The sequence below is a fragment of the Chamaesiphon sp. OTE_20_metabat_361 genome (assembly GCF_031364565.1).
In genome coordinates, this window is sequence record NZ_JANLWO010000428.1 from 1 (window position 1) to 3,331 (window position 3,331).

The following is a 3,331-nucleotide window of genomic DNA, read 5'->3' on the forward strand; positions in this document are numbered from 1 at the left end:
TTTTTGAGTCCGCCCGGACGGACGATCGTATAGTTGAGTCCACTAGTTTTGAGGTACTGTTCGGCTTGTTGTTTCCACCATAAGATCAACCAAAAAAGATTGAGCGGATGGAAGAATTTCGAGACGCACAGTGATGAGACAAAGACAAATTGCTCGATATTGTGAGATTTAGCGGCATTTACCAAATTTTTGGTGCCTTCAAAATCGACTTGATACGGGCCAGTTGGGTCTAGACTAGGTTTAGCCCCAGTAGCGCAGAGGATTACCGTACTATCTCCTAATGCTGCGGTAATGCTCTCAAGATTAAGCACATCGCCAACAACTAATTCGACCTCCGCTGGTAGGATAGTTCGAGCCTTATCGAGATCTCGCACCATTGCCCGCACGGGAATCTCCCGTTTGACTAACTCCCGAACGATGCGTCGTCCAGTCTCTCCGGTCGCGCCTGCTACAAATGCTTTCATTAAGTTTTTGTTACAATTAGTTTTGAGGTTGAGCGGTCTTACTTCTTATGTTAGATATAGAAACAATTAAACGGGCGGTTGCCGTCAGTAAATTTAAGACTCAGCGGTTCGTCGGCGTTGGCGCATCTGCTCTAGCAGCCGCTAGCAACGAACATCGATAATCATCTAATTAGGCGATCGATCCGGCTTGGTAGCTTCAATCTCTTACACTGTCGGTGTAAAAGTGGATCTTTAAATTAACCTGCGATCTAAATTAATTTAAATCCTCCGGTTATGGCAAGCTACACCTTGTAAATAGATCTTAGAAGCCAGTGCATTTTTACCCACACCATCCAGTCAGCACATCAACAAAGATAACAGAGGCGATGCCAGTAACAACACTAGAGAAAAACACAGAAACACAGAATTCGATCGCCATGAATCCTGAAGTAGAGCGGCAAGATCTGGTGTCAACAGCGGCAAAGCACCTCGAACCCTTCTGTTTTAGCTATCGCTTCACCGATGCAATGCTGATGGGAGCAGATGTCAAAACTGTGGGTAAATATCTCGACGCTCATCAAGGCTGGTTTACGCGTTGCGCTCAACCGATGCAAGTGAACGCGCTGGGCAAAAATGGTTACGATCTGACAATCGGGCGGTTTAGTTCATTCGGCTATGTCGTCGAGCCGAAGGTTGGCTTGGAGTTATTGCCCCAGGAGAGCGGTGTATATCACATCAAAACTGTCGAAATTCCCAATTATACTGCTCCTGGTTATGACGTGAATTTCAATGCCCAGATGCGCCTAGTAGACACGGTAGATGGCGATCGTCTGGGCACAAAGATCGATTGGGATCTCGACTTACGCGTGTTCATTCACTTTCCCAAGTTTATTTATAAGTTACCCACTGGCGTGATTCAAGGCACAGGCGACAAGCTATTAAAACAAATTGTCAACCGTGTGTCAAAACAGCTAACTCACAAAGTTCAACACGACTTTCATGGCAATTTGGGTTTGAAAATTCCCAAAGGTTAGATCGACTCACATCTGCTACCTATCCATAGCTTGCGTAGGGTGTGTTTCTGCGCCAGCAAAACGCACCGATCCTCGTTCGATCGAGCCTGGGCGGTGCGTTACCCTGACGGGATAACACACCCTACTTTGACTGGTGTTTGAGTGGATAGTGGATAGTGAATGGATTTTGGAACGATCCTTTAACTCCCAGTCCCCCCGTCTCCACCACCAAGACTAACCAGACTGACTCGCCCAGTGGTTAGCCACCTCTAGAGCAGCCGCTACTACCCGAAAATGCTCATCTTGCTGTAACTGGGCGATCGCGGCTGTTGTAGCGGGGTTTTTGAGCCGCTGGAGGGAGATAGCCGCCCGCCAGCGATTGCGCCAGAAGGGATCGTGACACAAGGTTAGCAATAACGCTAGTGCTGGTTCTTGCAGGGGCGAAGTCAATAGATGTCCTAATGCTAAGATGCCGACTTCTTTAACTGATTGAGTTTCATCGGCGATCGCGATTTCGGCAACAGTCAAAATTTCGGCATGGCGATCGGTATCGAGCAATAATGAGATGATACTTTGGCGAATTAACCAACTGTCAGTATGCTCAAACAAACTTACCAGTAATGGAATCGCCCGATCGCCAAAATCAAAGATCGAATTTGCCGCTTCACCCGTGACATTCGGATCGCGATCGTTTTTCAGCACCCCAGCTAATAATTCAAACGATGGCTCCACCAGATGATTGCCCAAACCCATCACGGCAACTCGTCGCTGCATAAAGTCACTCGACGCTAATAGACGAGCCAGAATTGGCACGGCAATATCGGCAGATACTGTTGCTAGTGTGTCTAATGCCACTTTTTGCTTATTCAAGGCGCGATCGCGCAAATCGCGTTCGATCTGCTCTAAATCCGGTAATTCGTCCCGATCGGGCATACAGTTGGTGAAATTTTGTGGGCTAGACTTAGATTTTACACTCAAATAGATTTGGGCGGATGTCTCGATCGATCTAGGTACCGAGTCTACTTAACTTCAATTATCCAGATCGATCGTGGTAATAGTATGCTAAAACTAGCAGTCTTGACGTGGGCGAACATCAAGGAAATGGCGATCGTCATAGCAATTCAATCGAATCCCCTACTTTGTAAGCAGCTCAGTGCGATCGCGATCGGCTAATTTCCAGACTTTACCATCCAATGCCATCTGTTCGATTAACGTAGCCAGACGCAGAGCTTTAAGCGCCTGTTCGCCACCGACAGATGGTTCGCTGCCGCACCTAACACAGTTGACAAAATGCTCCAATTCTGCATACAGAGGCTCGATATTTTTGACATAAACTTTCTCAATCAGTCCATCCTGGCGGTATAAGCCTTGATGATACTCATTGAGTAAATCGGCATTGTGACGGTGGATGGAGATTTCATTGCTGAGGAAGTTTGCTTCCGTCAAGGATTGGCGACAATGAGCCGCGATCGATCGGGTTTTACGATGGGTGACTTTACTAGCTGTTAGCGTCGCGACGACACCATTGGCAAAGCCGAGGGTGGCGGTTACATAGTCGAGATATTTGGACTCGGGGCAACGACTACCGCTAGCCGTCAAGCCGACAACTGGGGCACCAGCGAGTTCCATTAATAAGTCAATATCATGAATCATCAAGTCCAAGACGACAGAGACATCATTTGCCCTATTTGAATAAGGACTCATCCGGTGTGCTTCGAGTGCTAAAACTTTCTCAGTTTTGAGGACTTGGCTGAGTTCTTGGAAAACGGGGTTAAAGCGTTCGATGTGTCCGACTTGCAGGATGCACTGCGACTCAGCCGCAGCATTGACTAAAGCTTCTGCTTCGGCGATCGTAGCGGCGATCGGTTTTTCGAT

Annotated in this window: 4 protein-coding genes; 1 reads left to right on the top strand and 3 read right to left on the bottom strand. The window is 47.5% G+C overall.

Annotated elements, in window-relative coordinates; translation table 11 throughout:
- Positions 1-464, bottom strand: a 464-nt coding sequence (locus RMO35_RS12430) for an SDR family oxidoreductase (protein WP_309741581.1), incomplete at its 3' end; no start/stop codon positions are given.
- Between the two features lie 365 nt (positions 465-829).
- Between RMO35_RS12430 and RMO35_RS12435 the strand changes: the two genes are divergently transcribed.
- On the top strand, positions 830-1,477 hold the full coding sequence (locus tag RMO35_RS12435) for a DUF1997 domain-containing protein (RefSeq protein WP_309741583.1): 648 nt from the start codon (positions 830-832) through the stop codon (positions 1,475-1,477).
- A gap of 213 nt (positions 1,478-1,690) precedes the next feature.
- Here the strand turns inward: RMO35_RS12435 and RMO35_RS12440 are convergent, their stop codons facing one another.
- Entirely contained in the window at positions 1,691-2,434 is a 744-nt protein-coding gene (locus RMO35_RS12440) for a HEAT repeat domain-containing protein (protein ID WP_309741585.1), read from the bottom strand.
- A gap of 156 nt (positions 2,435-2,590) precedes the next feature.
- Positions 2,591-3,331 (bottom strand): Gfo/Idh/MocA family oxidoreductase (locus tag RMO35_RS12445; protein WP_309741587.1); only part of this gene is annotated, 741 nt, incomplete at its 5' end.